Source organism: Streptococcus sp. ELY_125 (assembly GCF_058314535.1).
In genome coordinates, this window is sequence record NZ_JBZFUM010000005.1 from 36888 (window position 1) to 61132 (window position 24245).

Annotated in this window: 23 protein-coding genes; 4 read left to right on the plus strand and 19 right to left on the minus strand. The window is 43.9% G+C overall.

Annotated elements, in window-relative coordinates; all coding sequences use genetic code 11:
• Positions 1 to 70: 70 nt before the first annotated feature.
• From aroC to AC4HAL_RS03540, 5 genes are read right to left on the minus strand one after another with little or no spacing between them, the layout of a single operon-like run.
• The gene (aroC, locus tag AC4HAL_RS03520; protein ID WP_491093008.1) at positions 71 to 1237 is read right to left on the minus strand and encodes a chorismate synthase; all 1167 of its coding nucleotides are present in this window, start codon (positions 1235 to 1237) and stop codon (positions 71 to 73) included.
• Positions 1238 to 2305, minus strand: a complete 1068-nt coding sequence (gene aroB, locus AC4HAL_RS03525) for a 3-dehydroquinate synthase (protein ID WP_491093009.1) — start codon at positions 2303 to 2305, stop codon at positions 1238 to 1240.
• 23 nt (positions 2306 to 2328) lie between these two features.
• On the minus strand, positions 2329 to 3192 hold the full coding sequence (locus AC4HAL_RS03530) for a shikimate dehydrogenase (RefSeq protein ID WP_491093010.1): 864 nt from the start codon (positions 3190 to 3192) through the stop codon (positions 2329 to 2331).
• Positions 3182 to 3859 carry a type I 3-dehydroquinate dehydratase gene (aroD, locus tag AC4HAL_RS03535; protein ID WP_447451197.1) on the minus strand — a complete coding sequence of 226 codons (678 nt, stop codon included), beginning with the start codon at positions 3857 to 3859 and terminating at the stop codon, positions 3182 to 3184. Before aroD ends, AC4HAL_RS03530 begins: the two co-directional genes overlap by 11 nt.
• Before the next feature lie 7 nt (positions 3860 to 3866).
• Entirely contained in the window at positions 3867 to 5027 is a 1161-nt protein-coding gene (locus tag AC4HAL_RS03540; RefSeq protein WP_491093011.1) for a class I SAM-dependent rRNA methyltransferase, read from the minus strand.
• A 115-nt stretch (positions 5028 to 5142) separates the two neighbouring features.
• Here AC4HAL_RS03540 and AC4HAL_RS03545 point away from each other — a divergent pair, with 115 nt between their 5' ends.
• Positions 5143 to 7305 carry an LTA synthase family protein gene (locus AC4HAL_RS03545; protein WP_491093012.1) on the plus strand — a complete coding sequence of 721 codons (2163 nt, stop codon included), beginning with the start codon at positions 5143 to 5145 and terminating at the stop codon, positions 7303 to 7305.
• 575 nt (positions 7306 to 7880) lie between these two features.
• Here AC4HAL_RS03545 and AC4HAL_RS03550 read toward each other — a convergent pair.
• Positions 7881 to 8555: a response regulator gene (locus AC4HAL_RS03550; RefSeq protein ID WP_491093013.1), complete on the minus strand. Its 675-nt coding sequence runs from the start codon at positions 8553 to 8555 to the stop codon at positions 7881 to 7883.
• Positions 8552 to 10090, minus strand: a complete 1539-nt coding sequence (locus AC4HAL_RS03555; RefSeq protein ID WP_491093014.1) for a Spo0B domain-containing protein — start codon at positions 10088 to 10090, stop codon at positions 8552 to 8554. Before AC4HAL_RS03555 ends, AC4HAL_RS03550 begins: the two co-directional genes overlap by 4 nt.
• A gap of 184 nt (positions 10091 to 10274) precedes the next feature.
• On the opposite strand from AC4HAL_RS03555, the gene AC4HAL_RS03560 reads away from it, so the two are divergent.
• Both AC4HAL_RS03560 and AC4HAL_RS03565 read left to right on the plus strand, forming a co-directional pair.
• Positions 10275 to 11585 (plus strand): 2-hydroxycarboxylate transporter family protein, encoded by a 1311-nt coding sequence (locus tag AC4HAL_RS03560; protein WP_491093015.1) that lies wholly within the window; start codon positions 10275 to 10277, stop codon positions 11583 to 11585.
• Positions 11586 to 11629: 44 nt separating this feature from the next.
• Positions 11630 to 12790 (plus strand): NAD(P)-dependent malic enzyme, encoded by a 1161-nt coding sequence (locus AC4HAL_RS03565; protein ID WP_491093016.1) that lies wholly within the window; start codon positions 11630 to 11632, stop codon positions 12788 to 12790.
• A 438-nt stretch (positions 12791 to 13228) separates the two neighbouring features.
• Here the strand turns inward: AC4HAL_RS03565 and AC4HAL_RS03570 are convergent, their stop codons facing one another.
• The 12 genes from AC4HAL_RS03570 to hisC form a co-directional block, all read right to left on the minus strand.
• Positions 13229 to 13312 carry a DivIVA domain-containing protein gene (locus AC4HAL_RS03570; RefSeq protein ID WP_491093065.1) on the minus strand — a complete coding sequence of 28 codons (84 nt, stop codon included), beginning with the start codon at positions 13310 to 13312 and terminating at the stop codon, positions 13229 to 13231.
• Positions 13313 to 13359: 47 nt separating this feature from the next.
• A complete protein-coding gene (gene hisE / locus AC4HAL_RS03575) occupies positions 13360 to 13674 on the minus strand; it encodes a phosphoribosyl-ATP diphosphatase (protein WP_491093017.1) in 315 nt (104 codons plus the stop codon).
• A gap of 150 nt (positions 13675 to 13824) precedes the next feature.
• Positions 13825 to 14157 (minus strand): phosphoribosyl-AMP cyclohydrolase, encoded by a 333-nt coding sequence (gene hisI / locus AC4HAL_RS03580; protein ID WP_491093018.1) that lies wholly within the window; start codon positions 14155 to 14157, stop codon positions 13825 to 13827.
• Complete coding sequence (hisF, locus tag AC4HAL_RS03585) at positions 14154 to 14912, minus strand: imidazole glycerol phosphate synthase subunit HisF (RefSeq protein ID WP_491093019.1); 759 nt, start codon at positions 14910 to 14912, stop codon at positions 14154 to 14156. Before hisF ends, hisI begins: the two co-directional genes overlap by 4 nt.
• A 2-nt stretch (positions 14913 to 14914) precedes the next feature.
• Positions 14915 to 15634 carry a 1-(5-phosphoribosyl)-5-[(5-phosphoribosylamino)methylideneamino]imidazole-4-carboxamide isomerase gene (hisA, locus tag AC4HAL_RS03590; RefSeq protein ID WP_491093020.1) on the minus strand — a complete coding sequence of 240 codons (720 nt, stop codon included), beginning with the start codon at positions 15632 to 15634 and terminating at the stop codon, positions 14915 to 14917.
• Positions 15635 to 15789: 155 nt separating this feature from the next.
• The gene (gene hisH, locus AC4HAL_RS03595; protein WP_491093021.1) at positions 15790 to 16398 is read right to left on the minus strand and encodes an imidazole glycerol phosphate synthase subunit HisH; all 609 of its coding nucleotides are present in this window, start codon (positions 16396 to 16398) and stop codon (positions 15790 to 15792) included.
• A 1-nt stretch (position 16399) separates the two neighbouring features.
• Positions 16400 to 16984, minus strand: coding sequence for an imidazoleglycerol-phosphate dehydratase HisB (hisB, locus tag AC4HAL_RS03600; protein ID WP_057491492.1), 585 nt, complete (start codon positions 16982 to 16984; stop codon positions 16400 to 16402).
• Complete coding sequence (gene serB, locus AC4HAL_RS03605) at positions 16981 to 17628, minus strand: phosphoserine phosphatase SerB (protein ID WP_491093022.1); 648 nt, start codon at positions 17626 to 17628, stop codon at positions 16981 to 16983. Before serB ends, hisB begins: the two co-directional genes overlap by 4 nt.
• Positions 17615 to 18898, minus strand: a complete 1284-nt coding sequence (gene hisD / locus AC4HAL_RS03610) for a histidinol dehydrogenase (protein WP_491093023.1) — start codon at positions 18896 to 18898, stop codon at positions 17615 to 17617. Before hisD ends, serB begins: the two co-directional genes overlap by 14 nt.
• Entirely contained in the window at positions 18895 to 19542 is a 648-nt protein-coding gene (gene hisG / locus AC4HAL_RS03615) for an ATP phosphoribosyltransferase (protein WP_491093024.1), read from the minus strand. The genes hisD and hisG overlap by 4 nt, the downstream gene beginning before the upstream one ends.
• On the minus strand, positions 19539 to 20513 hold the full coding sequence (locus tag AC4HAL_RS03620) for an ATP phosphoribosyltransferase regulatory subunit (protein WP_491093025.1): 975 nt from the start codon (positions 20511 to 20513) through the stop codon (positions 19539 to 19541). The genes hisG and AC4HAL_RS03620 overlap by 4 nt, the downstream gene beginning before the upstream one ends.
• Complete coding sequence (gene hisC, locus AC4HAL_RS03625; protein WP_491093026.1) at positions 20510 to 21556, minus strand: histidinol-phosphate transaminase; 1047 nt, start codon at positions 21554 to 21556, stop codon at positions 20510 to 20512. Before hisC ends, AC4HAL_RS03620 begins: the two co-directional genes overlap by 4 nt.
• Positions 21557 to 22064: 508 nt before the next feature.
• On the opposite strand from hisC, the gene AC4HAL_RS03630 reads away from it, so the two are divergent.
• A complete protein-coding gene (locus AC4HAL_RS03630) occupies positions 22065 to 24191 on the plus strand; it encodes an N-acetylmuramoyl-L-alanine amidase family protein (protein ID WP_491093027.1) in 2127 nt (708 codons plus the stop codon).
• Positions 24192 to 24245: the final 54 nt, after the last annotated feature.

Consider the following 24245-nt stretch of genomic DNA (forward strand, 5'->3'; position numbering starts at 1 on the left):
TTATGATAACGCAATGAAGGTGAATTTGCCTCCGAAAAATGAACAAGTATTTACCGGAGGAATACCACGATTAAAAGTTCTTCACATAATCGCGATGGCGTGCCACTGCTTCTTTAAGTTCTTCCATGTTGTCCGATGAGAATTTTTCCAAGATTTCATCAACCAAAACTGTTGCGACAACAGCCTCCATGACAACACCAGCTGCAGGTAGAGCAGTTGGATCAGAACGTTCAACCGTAGCCTTATAAGGCTCATGTGTCTCGATATCAACTGACATCAGCGGTTTATAGAGAGTCGGAATGGGTTTCATGACACCGCGGATGACAAGAGGTTGACCGTTAGTCATACCGCCTTCAAAGCCGCCTAGATTATTGGTTCTGCGGGTATAACCCTCTTCTTCATTCCAGAGAATCTCGTCCATAACTTGGCTGCCGCGCAAATAACCGTCCTTAAAGCCAAGGCCAAACTCAACGCCTTTAAAGGCATTGATTGAAACAACCGCTTGGGCAATCTTGGCATCTAGTTTGGTATCCCATTGCACATAGGAGCCCAGTCCAACCGGAACACCGCCAACGACCGTCTCAATAACACCGCCGATGGTATCGCCTTCTTTTTTTATCTGGTCAATGTAATCTTTAATTTCTTGTTCACGCTCTTGGTTGACAATTGATACTTGCGACTTGGCCGCTAACTCTTTGATTTGCGAGACGCTCAGACCATCGGGCACATCAATTTCCTTGCCGCCAAAGACCACAACATGATTAGCAATTTCAATACCCAATTCGGCTAGTATACGTTTAGCTACTGCTCCAACTGCGACTCGCATGGTCGTTTCACGGGCACTCGAACGTTCCAAAGAATTGCGTAGATCGTCAAAGCGGTACTTGATACCACCGACTAAATCTGCATGCCCAGGCCGTGGATGGGTAATCTTTCGTTTGGTCTTGAGGCGCTCCTCAATATCTTCCGCTGACATAATATCCAGCCATTTCTGGTGATCCTTATTAAGGACATCCATTGTGATTGGAGCACCGGTGGTTTTTCCATGGCGAACACCTGAGGTAAAAACGATCTGGTCGCTTTCTATTTTCATGCGCCCACCGCGACCATAGCCACCTTGACGGCGTTTAAGATCAGTATTTATATCCTCCGCTGCTAGGGATAAACCTGCAGGTACACCTTCAATGATAGCCGTTAGACGTGGACCGTGTGATTCACCTGCTGTTAAATATCTCATTTACTTCACCAAATAATCTTTCATCTCAGCCAAGGGGATTTGATTAACAGCAGCCTGTCCAATTTTAGGAAGGATAACTGTTTTAATGCTATTTCCCCGTGCTTTTTTATCATGGGTTAAAGCAGTGTAAAGCTCTTCAACCTCCCACGGTTCGTGGTCAATTGGCAGTCCAAACTTGATACACATATCGGCAATCTGTTGCGTAATACCTGCGGGCATCAATCCTTTTTGTTCGGCTACCCGCGATAACTGTACCATTCCAATAGCAACAGCTTCCCCGTGCATCACCTTACCATAGCCTGCTGTTTGCTCAATGGCATGACCGATAGTATGACCAAAGTTAAGGTACATACGAACGCCGCCTTCAAATTCATCTTCAACTACAATTTTACGCTTAACATCGCAGGAATGATATATGATAGATTCCGCATGCTCTAAGATAGATTGAGTTGTCCCTGACATAGTCTCCAATTCCTGCCAAAGCTCCACGTCATTGATAAGACCATACTTGATGACCTCTCCCATTCCCTCGATAAGCTCACGATTTCCTAGAGTCTGCAGCGTATCAGGGTCAATGAGTACACCATCTGGCTGAGCAAAACTCCCCACAATATTTTTAGCTAAAGGGGTATTGACCCCCGTTTTTCCACCAATAGAAGAGTCTACCTGTGCTGTCAGGCTAGTTGGGATCTGCAGAAAGTGGATACCGCGCATATAGGTAGAGGCGATGAAACCAGCCAAATCTCCCGCAACACCGCCGCCTAAGGCAACAATACCATCGCTGCGGGTCATCCCCTGCTTAATGAGAAACTCATAGGCTTTTGTAGCTGTAGTCAGGCTCTTGCTGGCTTCTCCTTCCAAGAAATCAAAAACGCAAACATCAAAACCAGCTCCTTCTAAGCCTAGTTTAACCTTTTCAGCATAGAGACGGGCAACATGATTGTCCGTAATAATAGCAATTTTTTGCGGCTGCCAAAGTTCAGTCACCCATCTCCCAACTTCGCTAAGGGCACCTCTTTTGATCACAATATCATAGGGAGTATGTGTTAAATCTACATGTAATTTCATCCTGTGCACCTCTCACTCAATGCTTAAACGTCGTAGCGCTTTGTCAACTCCTGCCAAATAGTATCGGTCGGCATTGTTTCACCCGTCCAAAGCTCAAAAGCCTTAGCAGCCTGATACAGGAGCATTCCCAGACCATTGGTCGCCTTAAGTCCTTTGCTGCGAGCATATTTTAGAAAGGGAGTTTCAAAAGGCTGATAAATAACATCAGCTACACGTAAGCCATCTGGCAAGAACGTATCGTCCGCAATGACCATAGATTCTCCGTCCATACCAACACTTGTAGCATTTACTAAAAGATCAGCTTGAGTAATCTTTTCCTGAATAAGAGACTGGTTCTCAATAGGGAAAACTTCGATAGCAGCTCCCGTTGCTTGAGTATAGCGCTCTGCCTGACTGCGAGTATCTTCTAGGAAAACTGACTGGTTAAAGATATTGATCTTCTGGACACCATTAAGAGCAGCCTGAACAATAATTGAGGTGGCAGCTCCACCGCCTCCAAGAATGGTCATGGTTTTCTCTTTAATATTAAAGCCATCTTTGGCCAAAGCCATAAAGAAGCCATAGCCATCCGTATTGTAGCCGACCAAGCGACCCTTACTATTAACAACTGTATTGACAGCACCAATGAGCTCTGCCGCTTGATCTAACTCATCTAAAAAAGGGATAACCGCTTGCTTATAAGGCATAGAAAGGTTAATCCCAAACATGTCGTAGCGACGGACATTTTTGACAGACTCCTCTAAGTCTGCCTCAGGAATATCCCAGGCTACGTAGACCCCATTAATACCTGTCGCATCAAAGGCCCAATTATGAATAAAAGGTGAAATAGAGTGCTTGATGGGCTGTGCGACTACAGCCGCCAGCCGTGTATGTCCGTCAATCTGCATCGAGAATCTCCCTTATCTTATATATATCTGTTAAAGCTAATTGACCCGGTGCACTGCCCTCTTCAACGCTGGCAAAGGTCCAGCTAGACCCCATCAAATCACCAGCTATACGTGAAATTTGGCCAAGTTTTCCTATGGACATGGTTGCATAATCTTGTTCCGGGTTAATGACCTTGAAGCCACGTGTAAAATTCATAACATCAAGAACATCTTGTTCATTTCGCGGCATCACTGCAATTTTCACCACACGCGGTGTCAAAGCTGTCAGCTCTGATATAATACTCATGAGATTATCCGGTGTTTCTTGAAAATTATGGTAGGACAATACCAAATTAGGAAAGTCCAACATCTGAGAGAATACCTCTTGATGGGAATAGTATTCAAAGTCAATATAGTCAGGACGATAAAGAGCTGAAACTTCTTTAATCAGGTTGATATACTCATCATCAGTCAGCGAGATCTGTCCGCCCTCTTTATCGGTCCTTAGTGTAAAAATTATTTCCCTGTCCGGAAATTTTTCAAAAATAGCCGGAGCTACTTCGATAATACTCTCTTTAGGGAGAAAATCTGCCCGCCACTCGATAATATCAGCATGGTCGTATTTAGCGATGTCAATGTTATTAGCCTCGTCTAGGGAACGTGGCATTACTGGAACTACTATCTTCATGATCTTACTACTCTACCTTTATTGTATATACTTTTAAATAATTACTACGCTTATCAGCTTTGTTGACAGCAAAATCAGCAGGCAACTGTTTCAAATTCAGATACCGATGTCCTGCTTTGCCGAAACCTTTTTCTAATTGTTTTTTGAATTGCTCAACCGACATATTTGAAGCATTGGTTGAGGCAATAATAGTTCCGTCGGGATTTAAAATCTCTAGGGCTTGATGCACCAACTTATCATAATCTTTTACAACTGAGAATGTTTGCCCTTTATTACGAGCAAAGCTAGGAGGGTCTAAAACCACAATATCATAGCTCAAGCCCTTGCGCTTGGCATACCTAAAATACTCAAAAACGTCCATTACAACCAACCTATGAGGAGTTAGCTCCAAGTTGTTAGCTTTAAAATGGGCTTCAGACAGCTGGCGTGAACGTTTAGCTAAATCAACCGAAGTGGTTTCCAGAGCTCCTCCCATAGCCGCAGCTACTGAAAAAGCCGCTGTATAAGAAAACATGTTCAAGACAGTTTTTCCCATTGCCAAACCGTTAATGAGGCTGGCACGAACTTCATGCTGGTCGAGAAAGATTCCCGTCATCAAGCCCTCATTTAAAAAAACCGAATAGGTCACACCATTTTCTATGACTGTGAACGTATCAGGAGCTTCTTGGCCGTATAAATGTGCTGATTCATAATCCAAGCCTTTAAAGCGAATTTTCTCGTAGGCACCTAAAAGCTCAGAGAATACTTCTCGAAAGGCTGCTACAATAATATCCTTCAAGCTGTAAATATAGGGATTATACCAAGAGAAAAGCGCGTAATCCGAATAGCGATCGATAGTCATACCACCGAAGTCGTCACCATCCTGATTAAAGAGGCGGTATGCCGTCGTTAAATTATCCTTTTCGTAGAATTGACGCTTGTTTCTGGCTTGCCTGAAGAGATTGATGAAGAACATCTTATCCAGTTGGACAGTTTGCCGCGAAATAACCCAACCAACCCCCTTATTTTGCGGGGATAGGTAGGCTGTTCCCAGAAACTCTTGCTTGGACGAGTAGAGTTCCAGAACCTGATCTTTTAAAGAAAGTGTTTTGAAATCTTCTCCTTGCAAGAGCTGAATGCCACGGTTAATTTTTTTGACAACCGAGCTATCCACGGTGAGCTTATTCATACTAAGTATTGTACCAAAATTTCAGTAAACTTTCTACCTTGTTTCATATTTAAAGTTAAATTTGTGGTATAATGAAAAATGAATTTTTTAGAATAACAGTGATCGAGGATATAGAATGAAAAAGTATTTAAGTCCCTTGAAAAAATTGGGTGGCATTATTAATACGCGTTTAGGCTTTGTCCTAGTCCTGCTCTTTTTCTATTGGATAAAGACTCTGTGGGCTTACGCGATTGATTTTAACCTAGAATTGGAGGATACCCTTCAGACTGTCGTGGCTGTCCTCAATCCCCTTCCTTTGGGACTATTAATTTTAGGACTTCCTCTCTATTTCAAAAATAGCAAGGTTTTTTATACCCTAGAAGTCCTTATCTACCTCTTTTTAAATATCGTGATTATTGGGAATTCCATCTATTTCCGAGAATTTACTGATTTCATCACAGTTAATACCTTACTGGCAAGCTCTAAGGCAGCAGCAGGTTTAGGAGACTCGGCAGCCAATCTCTTTGAACTGACCGATCTCTTTTATTTAATTGACTTAATCTTCTTTGCTTATCTATTAATTCGCAAAAAAATTAAATCAGATAGCCGCTATTTCAACAAGCGAGCGAGTTTTGCAGTGACTGCTCTGTCTGCTCTACTTTTTTCTGCTAATCTCTTTGTTGCGGAGGTTATTCGTCCCCAACTCTTGACCCGCGGTTTCTCCAATTACTATGTAGTTCGGGGAATTGGACTGCCAGCCTTTATCACCTACAGTGCTAATCAGACTTATCAGGCACAGAAAGAGCGCAGCTCTGCGACAGCTGATGATCTCAAGGACGTGCAAAAGTATGTTGACCAGAATTATGCAGCTCCTGATAAGAAATATTTTGGCGTTGCCAAGGGACGCAATGTTATCGTCATCCATTTAGAAAGTTTCCAACAGTTCCTAATTGACTATAAATTGAAAGCTGATGGTCAGGAATATGAAGTAACACCTTTTATTAACTCCCTTTACCACTCTCCATCATCTATCTCATTTTCAAACTTTTTTAATCAGGTCAGAAACGGTAAAACCTCTGACGCAGAAACCATGATGGAGACCTCTCTCTACGGTTTAAACAGCGGCTCTTATATGGTTAACTACGGTGGTGACAATACAGCCTATGCCACACCATCTATCCTCGCGCAAAAAGGCGACTATACTAGTGCTGTTTTCCACGGAAATACTGGAAGCTTCTGGAATCGTAACAATACTTATAAACAGTGGGGTTACAATTACTTCTTTGACTCAACTTACTTCCAAAAACAAGACAGCAGTAATTCTTTCCAATATGGTCTTAATGACAAGTACCTCTTTGGGGACTCTATCAAGTATTTGGAACAGCTGCAGCAACCTTTCTACACGAAATTTATTACCGTATCTAACCACTATCCTTACACCAGCTTGAATGGTGAAAAGGATGAACTCGGTTTCCCTTTGGCAGATACAGGTGACGACACCGTTAATGGTTACTTTGCAACAGCTAACTATCTGGACTCGGCTCTTAAGTCCTTCTTTGATTATCTCAAGGCCAGTGGCCTTTATGATAACTCAATTATCGTCCTTTATGGGGATCACTATGGTATTTCAAACGACCGCAACACCAGCCTAGCACCCCTGCTTGATAAGGACTCAGAAACTTGGTCTGACTACGATAATGCTATGATGCAACGAGTACCTTACATCATCAATATACCGGGCTATACTGATGGCTTTGTCAGCGATACTTACGGTGGTGAAATTGACTCTCTGCCAACCTTACTCCATCTTCTCGGTATTGATACTAAAGGATACATTCAAATGGGACAAGATCTTCTGTCACCATCCAACGATCAGCTAGTACCACTTCGTACCCCTGGTTACTACATCACTCCTACTTATACTAGTTATGGGGGTAAGACCTACTATACTCAAACCGGTCAAGAAATCATTAAACCAAATACGGTAACGCAGGCCGATCTCGATAAATTCCGCAAAGCTGCGGCTACTCAACTATCCAACAGTGACACAATCCAAACTGGAGACTTGCTGCGCTTTGCTAATTTCCCTGGCTTGGAAAAAACCGATGCGAGTCAATATTCCTATACCAACTCGCTGAATGATCTCAAAAAGATCAATAAAAAACGAGGGGATAAATCAACCAGTGCCTTCCATCGCAATGGCGATAAGACAACGACCAAACTTTATCAGCCTAAGAGTTACTCTGAAATCCATGGTTCTAATAGCTCCAGCAGTTCAAGCTCTTCCAGCTCCAAGTAGACCATAGATAAGAACAAACCTGTAGTGATTTGTTTTGAAAGGCTCTTTATCGACTGTAGCGGATGATTCACTTCTAGAGAGGACAAGCCTTGTCTTCTCTATTTGTATATTCAAAACAATGAACATTTTGGTTTTGCTGCTTTGATTTTAAAATTTCTTGGGTTCTTTGCGCAGTCTTCAAGGGAGGTGAAGACTTTATGGGATTGCTTTTATAACTTAACTTCGCGAAACAAACTAAAGACTAAAGTACTAGCAAATAAACCAACAAACTTTCAAGACTGTAGCTGCTCGGCTTTTACAACAGATTCTTGAGTCATAATAAAATAAAAGGAAGGTTTTATCCACTCTTTGGGGATCAGACCTTCCTTTTTGCTTACCCGCTATTCTTAGTTTGACCAATAAATAGGCCTAATTCATTCTTTCTTTACTCACTTCCATACTTGATCTGAACATTGAGAAAAACCATCAGTTTAAGAAATAGACTAGTCATATTAGAAAGCACTCCAGAACTTAGACCATTATACCTAGAAGCAAAAACCAAGAAGCTGAACAACTGAACTGTTTTAGAGTTGCTTCTACTCTCGCTTTTCAAAAACCTTGTAAGGACGGCCAACCTTAGTGTAAATGACATGACTGTTGAGATATTGCTGCTCTTCCAGATAGGAGACGTATTTACGGATGGTAACATGGGAGATTTGGCAGCTATCAGCCAGTTCCTGAATGGTAAAAGGAGCTGGCTGTGCGAGAATTACCTTTTTAATCTTTTGTAGGGTTTCCAAAGATAGTCCCTTATCCAGTTCTGAAACGTCCTGTTTTGTCTGCTTTTCATGGCTACTGATAAGCTGATCAATCTGTTCTTGACCGACAGTGGCCTTGTTTAAATTGGTTCTTTGCCGGATAAAAAGAGCTATGCTTTGCTGAAAGCGCTGATTCGTAAACGGTTTGATTAGGTAGTCAACAACTCCCAGATGGAGCCCTTCCTTAACAGTTTGAGCTTCATTAGCGGCAGTAATCAATATAACATCGCTATTGCTATGCTGCTTACGGAGATCACTAAGAAGTTCTAAACCACTGCCGTCTTTCAAATGAACATCCAAGAGAATCAGATCAATTTCATAACTTTCCAGCAATTCTTCTGCATCTTGCAAAGAATTAGCCGAATAGATCGCCTCAAACTGACCGCCTTTTTCTAAGTAGTTGCGATGGATAAATTCAACCATAGGATCGTCTTCTACAATGAGTACCTTCATCTACTTTCCTCCCTGTAGGGTAATACTAAAACAAGCTGAACCAAATCATGGTCTATTTCTAATTCAAAATCAGCCCTATGCTCTTCCAGCATCTGCTGAAAGAAATGATTATCAAAATAGCTCTGCAGCTGCCCATGCTGCTTATTGGGCAGGGTCAAAAGGTAGCATACCGTTAACTGGACATTCTTATAATGAAGCAGCAAAGAGGGCTGAGTAGATAGAACAAACTGCAGGAGGACATGGTGGATATAACGGCAGATATTAATCAAAGCCTTAGTCTCTGCTTCGTTTTGACTGGCCGGAATTTCAGATGAAATTTCAATCACTAGCGGTGTTTTACGCTCCATAAATTTTTGGCGTTCACCATTCAAAAAACCTGCAATCTGAGGATTTCCAACCAAAAAGGGCAGCTGCTGGGCAAACTCATGATCTGGTTTCAGGATATCTTCCAAGTAGACTTTCAATTCCTCATAAGCATTGAGGTCTGCCAAACCATAGATGACGTGGAGACGGTTGACAAATTCGTGAGTTTGGGCTTGCAAGGCCGAGGCATAGGCGGTTGTATTGGCTAGCTGATCCATAATCAGGAAAGATTCGGTAGCATTGCGTAAAAAGATAAGCCAGCCAATCCGCTTACCATTTACTTCAATAGGAGACGATGAAAAAATATAATCCTGCCCCTTTTGCCGATAGATCTGCTCTTTTTGATTTTCCAGCATATCATGAGAAAAATCTGCCATCAGCTGGGTAATAGACTGTCCCACCAAACTGTCGCTGAGGCCGCTGTTTTTGCGGTAAAGCTGCTCTGCAGCGATATTGGCCAAATTAATTCGATAACTAAGATCAATCACGACCACGGCATCCTTGCTCTGATCCAGCATCGCATTGCGTTCTTCAAAAAGACGAGATAGTTCTTTGGGTTCCAAATTAAGAAGCTGTCGTTTGAGATAGAAAGCTAAGCCAGTCGCAGCTAGAAAACCTGCCATAACGCTTAAGAGCAAGGCCAGAGAATAGCCTTGACGCGAGGTTTTGATGAGAGTGCTCAAGGAGCGCACCTTGATTCCCAATACCACAACACCGATTTGTTTCTTCTTCGTGCTGTCAGCATAGATAGGGACAAACCCTCTCAGGGACTTGCCCAGACTCCCCCGACTAACTGATATTTTTGTCCTGCCTTTTAGAGCAGGCAGTTCATCACCTCCTTCAAAATGCTTGCCAATTTTGCTGCTATCTGGGTGGGTCAGGCGAATCCCCTGCATGTCAGTAATAACCACGAAATCCAGTTCATGAATGGCCGCAATCTCTTTAGTATAAGCTTCTAATTTTCCGCTTTGATGTTTATTTAAAAGAGCCGCTTTGATCTGCGGATCCAGAGCCAACTGGCGGCCAAGAGAAAGCAGCTGCTTTTCCTGCAGCTTGTACATAAGCTGAGAGTGCTGATAGAGGGTTAGTAAGTAAAATAGAGAAACCATCAGCAAAAGTGTCAGAATGAAGACCGTGGTCAACAAATTTCTAAGATTCAAGCTCTTTTTCATAGTCACCTCTTACTTTTTATTGGCAGGAGTCTTATATGTAAGCGCTTCATTGTTCAGTATAACACATTTCCTATAAGTCCTTCTTTTTAAAAAAATTGATTTACTTAAATTACTTAAATAATCTTAAGTCTTAAATAATATTCTTTTATAATGTGTTTATTAATAAAATTAGGAGGAGGAATTTATGGAAAAGGTTAATAATACCCTAACAGGTTGGGACAAGTGGATGAGCCGCTATGTTGGTTCTGTTCCCCTTCCTGTCTACCTAGTTTTGTCTGTAATCATCTTGATTACAGCCCTGCTTCAGCAGCTGCCTGTTAACATGCTGGGAGGCTTTGCAGTTATTCTGACTTTAGGTTGGCTTTTAGGAACAATCGGCGGTAATATCCCGATTTTGAAAAACTTTGGCGGTCCGGCTATTTTTTCATTGCTGATGCCTTCTATTTTAGTTTTTCTCAATCTGCTCAACCAGAACATTTTAGATGCTACAGATATCCTGATGAAACAGGCCAATTTTCTGTACTTCTACATTGCCTGTTTGGTCTGCGGCAGCATTTTAGGCATGAACCGTAAAATCTTAGTGCAAGGGTTGATACGGATGATTATCCCCATGATGTTGGGAATGGTGTGCGCTATGGCAGTCGGTACCTTGGTTGGAGTACTGTTGGGACAAGACTGGAAGCATACTCTCTTCTTTATTGTCACGCCAGTTCTCGCCGGAGGAATCGGGGAAGGCATTCTCCCACTGTCCCTTGGTTACAGTGCCATCACTGGTATGGGAAGTGAGCAGCTGGTTGCACAGCTTATCCCTGCTACTATTGTCGGCAACTTCTTTGCCATTGTATGCACGGCTATCCTATCGCGCTGGGGAGAAAAACGAACTGACTTGTCTGGGCAGGGACAGCTAGTCAAACTTAAATCACAGGATGATATGGCCGACGCCCTTGAGGATGACTCCGGCCCACTTGATATAAAAAAAATGGGAGCTGGCGTTCTGACAGCCTGCAGTTTATTCATTATTGGCCATCTGCTGCAGCATTTGACAAGTTTCCCAGGACCAGTATTGATGATTGTAGCTGCCGCTGCTCTCAAATATCTCAATGTCATCCCTAAGGAAACACAGCATGGGGCTAAGCAGCTCTATAAATTTATCTCAGGCAACTTCACTTATCCTTTGATGGCTGGACTCGGTCTGCTCTATATTCCGCTGAAGGATGTAGTCGGAGTATTAACACTGCCCTATTTTATTATTGTGATCAGTGTTGTCTTCACTGTTATTTCGGTTGGGTTCTTTGTTGCCCGTTTTATGAACATGTATCCGATTGAAGCTGCTATTATTTCTGCCTGTCAAAGCGGAATGGGCGGTACAGGAGATGTGGCTATCTTGAGTACAGCCAATCGTATGAATCTCATGCCCTTTGCCCAAGTAGCTACCCGTCTTGGGGGAGCTATCACAGTCATCACCATGACGGCTATCTTACGGTTTATTTTTTAATCATTAACTACATTAACTATAATCTTATAAATGGAGGAATTATTATGTCAAATGATGTTAGAGAGCTGGCTTTGCAACAAGCTAGAGAAAACGGAGGCAAGTTGGAGGTTACTTCCAAAGTCAAAGTTGAAGATAAAAGAGATTTAAGCATCGCTTATACACCCGGTGTTGCTGCTGTTTCTTCGGCTATTGCGGAAAATAAGGAATTGGCTTATGAATTGACAACCAAAAAGAACACAGTAGCAGTTGTCAGTGATGGTTCTGCTGTTTTGGGACTAGGAAATATTGGTGCTGAAGCGGCAATGCCAGTTATGGAAGGCAAGGCTGCTCTCTTCAAACGGTTTGCTAATGTAGATGCTGTCCCAATTGTCCTTGATACACAGGATACTGAGGAAATCATTGCTACTGTTAAGGCTATAGCTCCAACTTTTGGTGGGGTTAATCTCGAAGATATCAGTGCGCCACGTTGCTTCGAAATTGAAGAGCGGCTCATTAAAGAATGTAACATTCCGATTTTCCATGACGACCAGCATGGTACAGCCATTATTGTTTTGGCAGCAGCTTTTAACAGTTTAAAGCTAATTAACAAGGCCATTGATGAAGTTAAGATCGTCGTGAATGGCGGCGGTTCTGCAGGTCTGTCAATCACACGAAAATTCTTGGCTGCTGGGGCTAAGCATATCACGGTTGTCGACCGAGCAGGTATTATCAACGAGGAAGATCCTGATCTCCCAGCCCATCATGCTGATATCGCTAAGCTCACCAATCGTGAACATTTGTCAGGTAATCTGAGAACTGCCCTGCAAGGCGCAGATATCTTCATCGGTGTATCAGTACCGGGGGTATTAAAGGCAGAATGGATTAAGGAAATGGCAGACAAGCCTGTTATCTTTGCTATGGCTAATCCCGTTCCTGAAATATTCCCTGATGAAGCTATTGCTGGTGGTGCCTATATTGTCGGAACCGGACGCAGTGATTTTCCTAATCAAATCAATAACGTCCTCGCCTTCCCAGGTATTTTCCGCGGTGCTCTGGATGCCCGAGCTAAAAAGATTACGATTGACATGCAGATTGCAGCGGCACACGGTATCGCCGATCTCATTCCTGCTAGTGAACTCAGTCCAACCAATATTATTCCCGATGCCTTCCAAGAAGGGGTTGCTAAAACAGTTGCGGCTGCCGTTCGAGAAAGTGCCAAAGGATGACTAGGTTTTTCTTGAAATATCAATAAATAAAAGACTGATCAATTTTGAACTGTACCATCCTCAAAAGTTAGACAGAAAATCTAACAATTTGGATACAGCTCAGTATAGCGATCAGTCTTTTTTTGTATTCCGTCCAATTTTACCCTTGATTGACTCAAATCTTCTGACAAAAACAAAAGTCCTAACATCAGGCTGCAGAAAGCACAGTTCAGTGTTATAGTTGCTGTAATTGGCTTATTCCAAATAACAGACACGACCGACTGCTGCTTTTCTTGCTTAGGCGAAAAAAGCATTTATAGCAGCCTTTTTTGCAAAGAAGACTTTAACCGTTACCTGTTCCTGTTGTTTTCTCCTGTTTGAGATTAAAGAGAGTTTTTTACACCTACATTGGATAACTAGCATCTGATTTGAGCTTTATAGTCTGTTTTTTTTAAGAGACTAACTTTCCTGCCCCAAGGTTTCTATGATATTATCAAGAAGTTTATCCACTTCTTCTTGACTGTAACCTCGACATTTAACAATTCATTGTTTGTCACGGATGTCCTGCTGTTTTAGCACCTTTCTGGTCTTTAATAATCTGTAATTTCTTTTCGATCATGAACATTGCTTTTCTTGCCCTGGCGGGCTTCCAGCACTTTATTGACATCGTCCGGCGTCACGCCAGTTTCGACCAGCATGACGGCCAAATGGTAGAGTACATCGGCTGTTTCATTGGCGATTTCTTCTTTGTCTGCATTTTTGGCTCCAATGACAACTTCAGTGGCTTCTTCACCAACCTTTTTTAAAATCTTGTCCAGACCCTTGTCAAAAAGATAGTTGGTATAAGACCCTTCTTTTGGGTGCTGTTTGCGATCCAGCGCTTCTTTGTATAAGGTTTCTAACATATTTAAGATATGAGAGCGTCTAAAAAGCGACCGAATTTTAGGAAATTATCGGAAAATCCTGATTTTCCAGATAATTTATCAAAATTCCGAGCTTTTAGCTCAAACTCAATTCCTTTCTTTCGATTTTTTGAAATGACAGTCCTACTTCTTTTACTCTTCTTCACTGTAAATCTCATTGAAAAAGCAAGAATAGGCTCCTGTATGGCAGGCGGCACCGACTTGCTCGACAGCGATAAGCAGGGTATCTTGGTCGCAGTCTGTTTTGATGGATTTGACATATTGGTAATGGCCGCTGGTTGCGCCCTTGTGCCAGAGTTCCTTGCGGGAACGGCTCCAGTAGTGCATCTGCTTGGTTTCAAGGGTCAATCGGTAACTTTCCTCATTCATGTAAGCCAGCATAAGGACCTGTCCGGTCACATGATCCGTCACGATAACGGGAATCAGTCCGCCCTGCTTAGTAAAATCAAGTTGAATATCTGTCATAAGCGCACCTCGATTCCTGCTGCTGCCATGGCTTTCTTAGTATCTGCAACAGCAACTTCTCCATAGTGAAAAATAGAGGCTGCCAAGGCTCCAGTCGCTGGGGTTTTCTCAAAAACTTCCACCATGTGGGCAATATTGCCCGCACCGCCTGAGGCAATGATTGGGACATCTGCCACCGCTGCGACTGCATTTAGCATGTCCAAATCAAAACCTGACTTGGTACCGTCCTTGTCCATGGAGGTCAGAAGAATCTCGCCAGCACCGAGACGGACTGCTTCCTTGACCCAGGCAAGCAAGTCCTTGCCAGTATCCTTGCGGCCGCCAGCCACATAAACATGCCAGCTGCCATCAGCCTGTTTCTTAGCATCAATGGCCATCACTACACACTGGCTGCCAAATTTTTCAGCACAGTCTGCGATGAGCTGCGGATTGACCACAGCCGAAGAATTGACTGCAACCTTATCAGCGCCAGCCTTGAGCATCTTGTTCATGTCCTCAGCCGAGCGAATGCCGCCGCCGACGGTAAAGGGGATGAAGACTTGGTCTGCCACGCGCCGCACCATATCTACTGTAGTTTCGCGATTGTCCGAAGTCGCAGTGATGTCTAGGAAGACCAGTTCGTCACAGCCCGCTTGGTAGTAAGCACGCGCCGAATCTACCGGGTCGCCGACATCGGTCAGATTGACAAAATTAACCCCCTTGACCACGCGTCCGTCCTTGACATCAAGGCAGGGAATAATTCGTTTTTTCAGCATGTTTATCCTCCAAAACTTTTTAACTCGTCCAGCGTGATATTGCCGTTATAGTAGGCCTTGCCGACAATGGTACCTGCCACACCGATAGCCTCAAGTTTGGTCAAATTATCCAGCTCAGCAATGCCACCTGAAGCGATAACTTTGGCGGTTGTCAGCTCAGCCACCAAACACTCATAATGGTCAAAATTGGGACCGGTCAGCGTGCCATCTCGGTCAACATCGGTGTAGACAAAGAGCTTGACTCCCATTTTTTCCATTTCCTTGGCCAAGCTGATGTAGTCAACCGTACTGGTCTTGAGCCACCCTTCCGTAGCAACATAGCCATCCTTGGCATCAATACCAACGACAATCTTATCTGCCCCAAACTTATCCAGTGCAGCCTTGACAAAAGTGGGATTTTTAACGGCCATAGATCCGATAATGACACGGTCAATACCGACATTGAGATAGTCCTCAATCTGCTTCAGCGTACGAATGCCGCCGCCGACTTCAACACCAAGGCCTGTCGCCACTTTCAGCGCTGCAATGAGATCGCGGTTGGCCGCCTGACCATCCAGAGCTCCATCAAGGTCCACAACGTGAATAAAGTCAATGCCCGCATCCACAAAAATGCGTGCCTGACCCAACACATCAGGATTAACCACCGTCTGCTGGTTAAAATCACCTTTGAAAAGGCGGACAGCCTGACCGTCTTTAATGTCAATAGCAGGAAGAATCTGCATAATTAAGATACCAAGAGCGTTAAGAAAGCGAGATGAAAATAGGAAACTGACGATATGGCTTTAGTCACTAGACAGTTTATCTTTTTCTCGATGCTTTTAGCTCGGGTTCAGTTCAGAAAATACCTGAATGAACCGTCCTTTCTAATTTATTTTCATCAATCACACAAGCTCACAAATTTTTTGAGAATGCCCAGTCCGACAGTTCCTGATTTTTCGGGGTGAAACTGGGCGCCATAGACATTGTCCTTGTGAATCATGGCGGGTACTTGGATAGAATAGTCAGCTACTACATCAATATATGCTTCGGGGACATCTGTAAAATAGCTGTGCACGAAATAGACTGCCTGATCCTGCAAGCCAGCTGTCAGCGGCGACTCCTGCTTGACCTGTAAATCATTCCAGCCCATATGGGGTACTGGAAAACCATTCTTGGCTGGGATTTCACGTGTCGCACCTGGAATGAAGCCTAGGCCAGCCGTTTCCTGGTGCTCCAGACCTGTTTCGGTCAGCAATTGCATGCCCAGACAAATTCCTAGAAGCGGCGTACCCTTGGCAACAGCTTCTTTAATAGCGGATACCAGCCCTCGTTTTTCCAGCTCTGCCATTGCTGCAGGGTAGGCTCCTACTCCCGGTAAAATCAAGCCAGAAGCTGCCAAAATCTTTTGCGGGTCAGCTGACAGTTCAGCTTCGACACCGATCTTATCCAGGGCTCGCAGGACATTAGCCGTATTGCCGGCGTCATAATCAATGACTATTATTTTCATATCACAACATTCCTTTGGTGGAGTTCACCCCGTGAATTTCTGGGTTGATGGTTACTGCTTGACGCAGGGCACGACCAGTCGCCTTAAACAGACTTTCTGCCTTGTGGTGGTTGTTTTTACCATGTAAGATTTTTAAGTGCAAATTCATCTGTACATTAAAGGCAAGGGCTTGGAAGAATTCTTCCACCAATTCGGTATCAAAATTGCCCAGTTTAGGATTGTCAAAGTCAGCATCAAAAACAAGGTAAGAGCGGCCCGACAAATCAAGACTGGCCATACCCAGTGTTTCGTCCATGGGCACAAAACTTGTTCCATAGCGGTTGATACCGGCCTTGTCTCCCAAGGCCTGGCGCAGGGCCTGGCCTAAGACAATACCGACATCTTCCACCGTGTGATGGCTGTCCACCCAGATATCTCCGTCAGCCTTGACCACCAAGGACAGCCGTCCATGGCGGGCAAAAAGCGTCAGCATGTGGTCAAAAAAACCAACACCTGTCTGAATATCCACGGGTTCTTGTTCATCTAAATTCAGGCTCAGTTTGATTTTGGTTTCAAAGGTATTGCGCTTAATTTCTGCTTGTCTCATTTTCTTACCTCATCTAATATCTCAATCACTTTGTACAGGTCAGGCTCCTGAATTTGGTAGGGGGCTTGCTCGCGTACAACAGGTTTGGCACAAAAGGCAATGCCGATACCAGCCTCGTGAATCATGGGCAGATCATTGGCTCCGTCACCCATAGCAACAGTGTCTGCCAACGTCAGCCCATTTTCCGCAGCCCAATCGCGAAGCTTTTGCACCTTGACCTCCTTGGTCACAATATCACCGTAGGTTCGGCCTGTCAGAATGCCGCTTGCCGTTTCCAAGTGGTTGGCCATGACATAGTCAACATTTGCCTCAGCAGCCAGACGGTCAACCGTCTCATGAAAGCCGCCAGATACCAGACCAACCTTGTAACCGCGCGCGTGCAACTCAGCCACTAATTCCTTGGCTCCCTTGTTAAAATGAATGCGGGCATAAACCTTATCAAAGATGTTTTCTGACAATCCTTTCAAGGCGGCCACGCGCTCAGCCAAAGCTTCCTTAAAGTCCAGCTCCCCTCGCATGGCACGCTCGGTAACGGCAGCTACTTGCTCGCCAACGCCTGCTTCTTCTCCCAACAAATCAATCACTTCTTCCTGAACGAGGGTTGAATCTACGTCCATGACTAACAGTCCTTTAATTTTGGTCATTTCTCACCTCTATGGCTCTGGCATGTGCTTGCAGGCCTTCAGCATAGGCCAGGGTCGTGATATCGTGTTCAGCCCTATTAACCGCTGCTTGAGTATATTGGGTGTATTGAATGCGCTTGACAAAGTCATGCACCCCTAGCGCTGATGAAAAACGGCTGGTTGCGGTTGTGGGCAGGACGTGATTGGCACCTGCATAGTAATCACCGATGGGCTCACTAGTGTAGTGTCCCAAGAAGACAGAACCAGCATTTTCGACCTGATCTAGGTGGTCATAGGCATTCTCCATAGCAATTTCTAAATGTTCCGGAGCCACTTGATTCATAAGGTCAAACATATCAGCAGTATTGGCTGCAATGATGATGCGGCCGTTATTTTCAATAGACGGACGGGCAATGGCTTGACGCGGCAAGGTTTGCAGCTGAGCTTCAATCTCAGCCTCTACCGCATCAGCCAGAGCTTCAGAATTGGTTACTAAAATCGCTCGCGCACGAACATCGTGCTCTGCCTGCGAGAGCAAGTCTGCTGCTACATAGGCTGGATTAGCTGTACTATCCGCAATAACACCAATTTCCGATGGACCGGCAATCATATCAATACCGACAATGCCGTAAACCTGTTTTTTGGCTGTTGCCACAAAGATATTCCCAGGACCAGTGATCTTATCAACCTGAGGAATGGTCTGGGTGCCGTAAGCCAGAGCGGCCACACCTTGGGCACCGCCGACTTGATAAATCTTATCCACACCAGCTAGCTTAGCCGCAACCAAAATGGCTGGCACAAATTGTTCCTGCGGCGGTGTAATCATGATGATTTCCTTGACACCTGCAATCTTGGCCGGAATGACATTCATGAGAACTGAGGACGGGTAAGCCGCTGTTCCTCCCGGCACATAGACCCCCACGCGCTCAATGGGACGGATGAGCTGGCCGCGAAGAACACCGTCAGATGGCTGGTCTTCAAACCCTACTTCCAGTTGCTGGCGGTGGTAAGATTCAATATTAGCCTTGGCATTTTCAAGAGCTTTCAGAACATCTTTGTCAACCTCAGCAAAAGCTTGATCAATCAGCTTCTGTCCAACTTCAAGGTCCCTTAGGTCAACCTTGTCAAATGTCGCGGAGTACTCGCGCAGTGCTTGATCACCGCGATTTTTCACATTCTCAATAATAGCACGGACGGTTTCTTCAACATCGATATTCTGCCGGCTCAGCTCCAGCTGCTCTTGATAGAGAATCTTAGATATAGTTTCGTTAGTTCCTGTTAGACGTTTCATTGAAAAGGTACCTCCTCGTCTCCAACAATAGCCTCAATTTTTTTAATAAAAGGTAGCACTTGAGAGTTATTTTTAAGAGCGGCCTTGTTAACAATCATTCTAGCGGATATACGGCAGATATCCTCAAATACTTCTAAACCGTTGGCTTTTAAGGTGTTGCCTGTTTCGACAATATCGACAATGGCATCAGCTAAACCAATAACTGGAGCAATTTCAACACTTCCCTGAATGGAAATGATTTCGACATCCTCTCCTTTCTGATTATAAAAATCAGTGGCAACCGTGGGGTATTTCGTTGCGATACGCTTACGCTTATGGTCGCTCGGATCAAAACTAGGGATCGAAGCTACGGCAAATTTACAGAGACCAATATTCAGATCCAGCATTTCCAGATAGCCTGTCGGATGCTCCAGAAGCACATCCTTGCCCACCACCCCAATATCGGCTACACCGTGGCGGACGTAAGTCGTAACATCCGGTGCTTTAACTAATAGGAAGCGAAAACGGCGATCGGGACTTTCAAAAATGAGACTGCGCCCTTTATCAGCCATAAAAGCCAAATCAAAACCGGCCTGTTTCAGGAGGTCCACGGTACCTTTTTCGATCCGTCCTTTCGTGAGTGCTATCGTAATCTGTTCTGTCATCGCAGACCTCCTCCTTCTAAGCTATTATGAATGGCCTGATAAATACTGTCTAAATCAACTGCCCAGCCAACAGCTGTCAGCTCTGACGCGCCGAAACGTTCAAATAATTTGTCATAACGGCCACCAGATACAAAGGCATCTGGAACATTTTCACCAAAAACTTTAAACATCATACCGGTATAGTAAGGAAGGGAGGGAACCTGCGCAAGGTCAACTGTTGTCTGGGGCAGAAAACGATAAATGTCTCCTAGTAAAGCTTCCAAATCATCAAGAGCCTTCAAAATCAGCTTGTGTTTAACTAGCCGACGGACTTTTGCCAGCACATCGTGACTTTCCCCAAACAAGAAAGGCAGAGCCTCGATCAAGGCATCAAACTCGCTGGGATGGACTTCGGTAAAAGTATGGAGAGCTGTGATATTCTTATCAATAATAGCTCCCTCCAAATGGTGCTGACCGACTTCATCCAAGTCCAACTCATCATAGATGGTCTGCAAGATAGCTGCATGGGAAAACTCGAACTGATAGACTTTAACCCCAGCTACATCTAGGGCTGCTTTAGCCGATAAGATAGCTTCTTTAAGCGCCTTATCGGCTGGGTAGCCAACAATCTCTACACCAGCCTGAGTGTGCTCATTGAGCAGGCCGCGCAATTCTTCATTATAGTGAAAGACCTTTCCTGAGTAGGAAAACTTAATCGGTGTTTCTACTTGAGTTGAGGCAATGACTCGTCCAATCTGACTGGTAATATCTGGCCGCAGACTGAGTAAATCCCCCGATTTATCAAAAAGATGATAGTGGGTGTTTTTTAACTCATCTCCAAATACTTCTGTATGCTCCAAAGTCGGTGTTTCGATGCGCCTGAACTGTCGTTCTATCAATAAATCACTGATATCACGTTCTAAGCGATACATGGTCGCAGCCCTCTTGAATAATTTGTCGTGCATACCTACTGGTAATGTTGTTTTTTTCATGAAACTACCTCTTGAATGATCATTATGACTTTCTCCATTTCTTCCTGTCGACCGATAGAGATACGTAAATATTCCTTAATTCTCTCTACTCTAGGGAAATAACGGACATAGATATTCTTAGTCTGTAAATACTGAAAGAGCTCCTGAGCTGCTAGAGCCGGCTTAACCAAAACAAAATTGGCCGAACTCGGCAGGACAGTAAATCCGATAGCTTCGAGCTCCTTTACAAACCAATCGCGGGTTTTAATAATTTTTTGACAGTTATTGCTGTAGTAATCCCAGTCATCTACAGCCGCTAGAGCTAATTTTTCTGCTATGCTATCAACGGCGTAAGGGTTGACCGAGTTTTTGACAGCCTCGATAACCTTGATCAACTCGGGGCTGCCAACCCCATAGCCTACACGCAAACCTGCTAGAGAAGCATCTTTTGAGAAAGTACGCGTAATAAAGAGATTCGGATATTTTTCCAGCAGAGGCAGGGCAGTCTCCCCTCCAAAATTAATATAGGCTTCGTCAATAATGACAACGACATCTTGGTTGGCTTGGATAATTTTCTCCAATTCTCCCAAAGTTTTATAAATTCCTGTCGGAGCGTTAGGATTAGCGATAACAAGACCACCGTTTAAGACCTGATAATCTGATAGTTCTATTTCAAATTGGTTAGTCAGTGGTACCTCACGATAAGCAATATGGTATAAGTCAGCCCAAACTTTGTAAAAACCGTATGTCAAATCTGGAAATAGAATAGGCTCTGCATTATTAAAGAAGGCCAAAAAAGCCAGAGAGAGAATATCATCTGAGCCGTTGCCAAGGATAATTTGGTCAGCAGCTACTCCCAAATTAACAGACAAAGCCTGACGCAGTTCTTTTTGAGATAGCGTTGAATACTTACGAAGGTTGGTACTGTTAAATTTTCTTAAAGCATCAGCCACCTTAGGACTAGGGGGATAAGCATTTTCATTGGTATTTAGCTTAATAATTCGCTTTCCCCGGGGCTGACTACCAGCTGTATAAGGCTCAATCTCTCTCAGACCTCTAATCATAAAAACCTCCTGATGCACTAGCTATTTAACAAAAAAGCCCTCGCAAAAATTTTTGCAAGGACGTCGCAACGTGGTTCCACCTCAATTCGAAAGACAGTCACCTATCTTTCCTCGTGAAGTCATAGACTTCTGGTTATTAACGAAACCACCCGTCAGGCACTACTATAAGCTTCGCACCTGCACTCAAGACTGTGTGGCCAAACCTGTGTCCCTTTTTCAGCAACGGAACTCTCTGGCAGTTGATTTGGCGCTTGTTCTCTCGTCGTTTTCCTATTACAAAAACCAGTATAGCAAAAAATTCAGACAATTTCAACACAAAAAATAGTTTTCTGACAATTTATTTTTATGCAACAATCAACTCTAACAATTAGCATTGTAAACGTTTCCATACAGTGATATAATAATTTTGAGAAAGCTTTAATATTTATAATCCAAGCTGCTGATGATTGGGCAGCTATAAGACAAGTCGTTAGAGCTTTTCTCTTCAGCCATTAGAAGGAGGCTAACTATGGAAATCAAACGACGCATTAAAATGCACAAGGTAAAAAAACACTGGGTAGCCATCGCAACCATGGTAGTGATGCTAACTGGTCTGGGAGCTGTGAGAGTCAGTGCGAATCAAACGACAGCTCCTGTAAGTGACTCTGTTCCAAGCAGTCAGACGAGCAACGCCAGTCCTGCTGAAGCAACTGAGACTGGTTTCATCACTGATGATAAAACCGCTGAAACGGTGACAGCTTTTGAAGCTAAGTCTCAGGTTCAAGAAGATGCTAAGAATACTGATTCAGAAGGTACTCAGTCGGCTTCTGCCGAGGGAGAGCAAGAACTAGATGACAAGAGGGCTGAACGTGGTACTGAAAGCTCTACGGTTGATGCTAATACTGGGGCGGCAGCTGTTTCAGACTCTAGCAGTTCTGGAATTTCAAAAGCAAATTCTGACACTGACATGCCTAAACATCAGGAAGGTCAAAACAGTTCTGGAACCGTCAGTGAGACCCACGCATTCAACCAAAACGCTCGAAAGGACACTGAAAATATGGTTAGCGCTACACTTACTACCGCTGACTGGCACAAAGGGGATACTGGTAAATTTTACAGTGACGGTAGCGGTCAAAATCTAACCGGTTTCCAGACGATTGATGGTAAGCTGTACTACTTCCAAGATAATGGCCAACTGGTTGAAAACCAATTCTTTACCCCCGATCATGAGGTTACTTGGTACTGTGCTGATGAAACTGGTCAACTTCTGACAGGGCTGAAAACTTTTCAAGGAAATACCTACTTCTTTAGGCCAGATGGTTCTCAGGTCAAGGGTGCATATGCCGAAGTTGATGGAAATTGGTATTATCTGGATAAGGATAACGGTCAGCCACTGAAATTTTGGCAGACTATTGACGGTACCCTGCGCTTCTTTGATGATGAAACTGGTATCCAAGCAAAGAATGGTATCTATACTATTGAAGGTCGTGTTTTACGCTTTGATGATAACGGCAATCCCTTCACAATGGATGGTCAAGTCTACACCCTGCCAAGCGGCCTCTACACCCACAAGGGCAAGACTTATTACCGCAACGAAGATGGCAGCAGGGCAAAGGGGTTTAAGACCATTGATGGTAAACTTTACTTCTTTGGTGATGACTATGCTCAAGTTACTGAAGGCTTCCGCAGGATAGACTACAAACTCTATCACTTTGGTTTTTATGACCACGAAGGTGATATTCTCAAAGGAAGCTATCTAAATGATGGCGACAAGTGGTACTACTTTGATAAAGACACCGGTCAAGCGCTGACTGGCTGGCAGACTATTGATGGTACCAAACGTTACTTTGATGATAACGGTGTCCAAGCTAAAAACATCGATAAGACAATTGACGGCCTGCTCTACCATTTTGACGATAACGGCAATCCATCTGGTAACCAAAACGAAGAACATCCTAGCATCACCGGCCATTTTGAAAGGTCTGGCAATGGCTACGGACACGTCTTCATTGATGATAAAACTGGCCAAAAGGTCAGCGGCGTTCAGTATATCAACGGTGAGGAATACCATTTTTCAAAAATCTATTATAATAATTTCCTCGTTAAAATTGGCAAAGATGGTAAGGCCTATGATTATCGGGGAGAATTGCTGACCCCTGGTCTTACATTAGACGATGTTTCAGGCTATGTTGATCCTATCTTAATCAATGATGACCATACGCTGGCGCGCAACAAACTTTATTGGGGTTCCATTAACTATCATCCACTGCGGCCCCACCTTGGCGATATTAAGACAGGTTACCTCTATTTTGACCAAGAGGGTTATGCCATTAGAGACAAGTTAATAACAGTTGACGGCAAGACCTACTACTTCAGTCAAGACGGTTTTGCCATTACCAACAGCAGCCAGACTATTGATGGTAAGACCTACTACTTTAATGAAGATGGTAACCCTATCACCAGCCAATATAAAGAAATAGGGGGCAATTGGTACTACTTTAATAAGGAAGGTCACATGTTAACCGGCTGGCAAACCATTGATAATACTCAGCGCTATTTTAATAAAGACGGCGTACAGGCTAAAAATGGCGATTACACTATTGATGGTATCCTCTATCACTTCGATGCCGATGGCAATCCCAGTCGCATAGGCTGAGTGTGACTAACTGACCTGCTTTCTTCCAACTTTAGATTATTTTGAAGAGACCCC